Genomic DNA, 3,568 nt, shown 5'->3' with positions numbered 1-3,568 from the left:
CCCGACGACCCCGGCCACCCCCACCCAGTCGGTGCACCACCTGGAGGACTCGGGCACCGCGAAGCTCACCGCCATGGCGGGCGACGCGTTCACCGAGAAGATCAGCACCAAGGCGGAGAACGCCGCCGGCAAGGGCGTCGCCAAGGTCCGGATCCGCTACACGATCGTCGGCGACACCGACGCCACCTTCGCCGGCGGCGAGAAGGTCGCCACCGCCCTCACCGACGCCTCCGGCGTGGCCACCGCGCCCGCGCTCCAGGCGGGCGAGACCACCGGCAGCTTCGCGGTCAGGGCGACGCTCATCGGCCGTACCGTCACCGGCCCGATCTACACGGCCACCGTCACCCAGCGCGTCGCCGACACCCTCGTCCGCACCAGCGACACCGCGCTGACCTGCGCCCCGGGCGGCCAGTTCGCCGACGCGGTCCAGGTGAAGGCCACGTACAAGGACGCCGTCGCCGGCAAGGTCGCCGCCACCGCGACCCTGATCAAGTCGGCCGACGACGCGACCGCGAACGACAAGGGCCCCTACTTCAAGGACGCCGACGGCAAGACCGTCCGCACCCTGACGGGCCTCACGACGGACGCGAACGGCCTGCTGAAGCTGCCGCAGCTCTACGCCGACGACACGGCCGGCACCTATCTGCTCCGCATCACCACCGTGGGCGGCGCGACGCTCGACGTGACGCTGACCGTGGCGGCCGCCACGGACACCTCCACGGACGCCCCGGCGAGCCCCTCGCCGAGCCCCAGCGCTTCCTGAGCACCGGCCCACCACGAAGGGCGTCCTTTCCGCCATGGCGGAGGGGGCGCCCTTCGTGCGTGCGCGAGCTGTTCTCATCTCGCCCGCCCGTTGCTACCGTGCCGGGACCTGACGATGTATCAGTTCCCGTGCGCCGGGAGGTGGACATGCGCGCCCTCATCGCCGCCGCGACCGGCCTCGCCCTCGCGTTCGCACTGGTCCTCACCCTCACCGCCCTCGGCACCCCGACCGGCAAGACGTCCCCGAAGCCGCTGCTGACCACGGTGCCCGCACACCCGTGACCCCCGGGAGGCCGAGATGCGCCGCAAGACCAGCCTGGTCCTGCTCGCCCTCGCCGTGTTCTTCGCGGCGCTGTCCCCGCTGCTGCGCTGGTACGCCTTCCCGCGCCTCGCCAAGATCCCCGCGAACCAGTACCAGGACATGGTCCTGGAGGCCAAGGACGCCACCCTCGTCGACTACGGCTCGATGACCGCGAGGAAGGTCTCCAAGGTCACCATCGTGCAGACCCTCAGGGGCAACGTGGAGGCCTCCGAGAAGATCGAGAAGACGGCAGGGAAGGACGTCGTCGTCTGGGACGGCCTGTCCTACGTCGTCGGACCCGACGGCAAGATGGTCTCCAGGATCCCCGAGCGCTACATCTTCGACGCCCACACCCAGGACCCCGTCCACGCCACCGGCGAGATGGTCGACGGCGACCCCGTCAGGCGCGAGGGCATCGAGTTCAAGTGGCCCTTCCTCACCGAGAAGCGCGACTACGAGTACTTCGACGCGCAGGCCCGCACCTCGGCCCCCATCCACTACAAGGGCACCCGGGACTTCCGCGGCCTCGACGTCTACTACTTCGAGCAGACCATCCCCTGGACCAAGGTGCCCTTCCCGAAGACCATGCCGGTCCAGGGCATCACCCCCGAGTCCATCGCGAAGACCGGCACCACCCGCTGGTACACCACGGTCCGCAGGTTCTGGGTCGAACCCCTCACCGGAGCCCCCGTCTACGGCGAGGAACTCCACAAGGAGGAACTGCGCGGCGGCACCCTGCTCGGCGACCGCGACAAGGTGACGGTCTTCGCCGGCGACGTGAAGATGCGCGAGGACTACATCAGGCACACCGTCGACCTGGTCAAGTCGAAGCGCACCCTCGTCCTCCTCATGACCTCGTACCTGCCGTGGGGCTTCCTGGTCCTGGGCGTCCTGCTGCTGGCGCTCGCGCTGCTGCTCGAAGCCCGCGGCCGCCGCCCGGCCCCCGCGAAGGCCGAAGAACCCGAACCGGTCACCGCCTGAGCCGCGCGGTGGTGTGCCGCGTCGGCTCCGCGCCCGCCGGGTCCTCCGGCCACGGATGCTTCGGATACCGGCCGCGCAGCTCCGCCCGCACGCCCTTGTAGCCGTCCCGCCAGAACGAGGCCAGGTCGGCGGTGACCGCGGCGGGCCGCCCGGCGGGGGAGAGGAGATGGACCAGGAGCGGCACACCGGCGATCCGGGGCGACTCCTGCAACCCGAACATCTCCTGCAACTTCACCGCGAGGACCGGCTGTTCGGGAGAGGCGTAGTCGATCCGGATCCGGGACCCGCTCGGTACGGCGATCCGCTCGGGCGCCAGCTCGTCGAGCCGCGTGGCCTCACCGGAGGCCCAGGGCAGCAGCCTGTGCAGCGCCTGCCCGGCGTCGATGCGCGCCAGGTCGGCCCGGCGCCGGGCACGGCTCAGCTCGGGCTCCAGCCATTCGTCCACGCGCGCGTGCAGTGCCTCCTCGGAGACCTCGGGCCACGGCTCGCCGAGGTGGTGGCGCAGGAACGCCAGCCGCTGCCGCAGGACGTCCGCGTCGGGCGACCACCGCAGCAGCCGCAGCCCGTCCTGGCGCAGCCCGTCCAGAAGGGCCTCGCGTACGAGGGCGGGGTCCGGGTCCCGCAGCGGCCGTACCGCGAGCTCGATCGCCCCGAGCCGCTCCACCCGGCGGGCCACGACGTCCCCGTCCGCCCAGTGCACCTCCTGGCGCTCGGAGTGCAGGGACGCGGCCGCCGACCGGGCCGTGTCCTCGTCGATCACGGCGGCGAGCCGCACCCGCGCGTGCCCCTTGCCGGCAGGACGGTCCGCGACGGCGACAGCGATCCAGGGGGCGTCACGGAGAGCGGAGCCGGCGGGGAGTTCGGCGCGGGTTCCGGAGGCCATCAAGTAGGAGCCGCCGTCGGCCCTGGCCACGCGCTCGGGGAAGGCCAGGGCGGCCACGAGGCCGACGACGCCGTCCTCGCCGAGGGCCGCGGGCCGTGGACCACGCGGGGCGGTCGACCGCGGGGACTCCGCGGCGAGATTCCGCAGCCGCCGCACCTCCGCCCGCCACCGCGCCGCGTACGCGTCATTTCCGCGCCGGGCGGCCCGCAACGCGCCCGCGAGGTCGTCCCCGTACTCCCGCGGCGCCTCCTCGCTCAGCAGCGCGCCGACCTCGGCGGCACGCTCGCCCCCGACCGCCACGGCCGCGTCCAGCAGCGCCCGTCCCACCCGCGGGTGCAGGCCCAGCCGCGCCAGCCGCACACCCCGCTCCGTGGCACGCCCGGCCGGGTCCACCGCGTCCACCGCCGCGAGAGCGGCCCGCGCGGCCGCCATCGCCCCGCCCGGCGGCGGATCCAGCAGCGCGAGACCGGAGGCGTCCGGATCGCCCCAGCAGGCCACCTGGAGCGCGAACGCCGTCAGGTCGGCCACCTTGATCTCCGGCGACGGGAAACGCGGCAGGCGGGCGTCCTCGGCCTCCGCCCAGCACCGGTACACCACGCCCGGCGCCTCCCGCCCGGCCCGCCCCGCCCGCTGCCGCCCGG

At 73.6% G+C, this 3,568-nt stretch carries 3 protein-coding genes and 1 pseudogene; 3 read left to right on the top strand and 1 reads right to left on the bottom strand.

Annotated elements, in window-relative coordinates:
- The 3 genes and pseudogenes from AOJ26_RS37770 to AOJ26_RS37765 form a co-directional block, all read left to right on the top strand.
- Positions 1 to 763, top strand: a pseudogene (locus AOJ26_RS37770) (lytic transglycosylase); the annotation flags it as partial.
- 146 nt (positions 764 to 909) lie between these two features.
- Positions 910 to 1,044 (top strand): SPW_0924 family protein, encoded by a 135-nt coding sequence (locus AOJ26_RS43200; protein ID WP_106968376.1) that lies wholly within the window; start codon positions 910 to 912, stop codon positions 1,042 to 1,044.
- A 16-nt stretch (positions 1,045 to 1,060) separates the two neighbouring features.
- Complete coding sequence (locus AOJ26_RS37765) at positions 1,061 to 2,044, top strand: DUF3068 domain-containing protein (RefSeq protein WP_053852867.1); 984 nt, start codon at positions 1,061 to 1,063, stop codon at positions 2,042 to 2,044.
- Here the strand turns inward: AOJ26_RS37765 and AOJ26_RS37760 are convergent.
- Positions 2,034 to 3,568, bottom strand: a 1,535-nt coding sequence (locus AOJ26_RS37760; RefSeq protein ID WP_306300090.1) for an ATP-dependent helicase C-terminal domain-containing protein, incomplete at its 5' end; no start/stop codon positions are given. The genes AOJ26_RS37765 and AOJ26_RS37760 overlap by 11 nt on opposite strands.

The sequence above is a fragment of the Streptomyces sp. NRRL B-24085 genome, from assembly GCF_001282115.1.
GTDB lineage: Bacteria > Actinomycetota > Actinomycetes > Streptomycetales > Streptomycetaceae > Streptomyces.
The sequence above is the reverse complement of the archived record's forward strand: the minus strand, read 5'-3'. Positions and strand labels throughout refer to the sequence as shown.

Excerpts from the sequence above, each read along its gene's own strand:
- AOJ26_RS43200 (WP_106968376.1), top strand. The coding sequence starts at position 910 with ATGCGCGCCCTCATCGCCGCCGCGACCGGCCTCGCCCTCGCGTTCGCA.
- AOJ26_RS37765 (WP_053852867.1), top strand. The coding sequence starts at position 1,061 with ATGCGCCGCAAGACCAGCCTGGTCCTGCTCGCCCTCGCCGTGTTCTTC.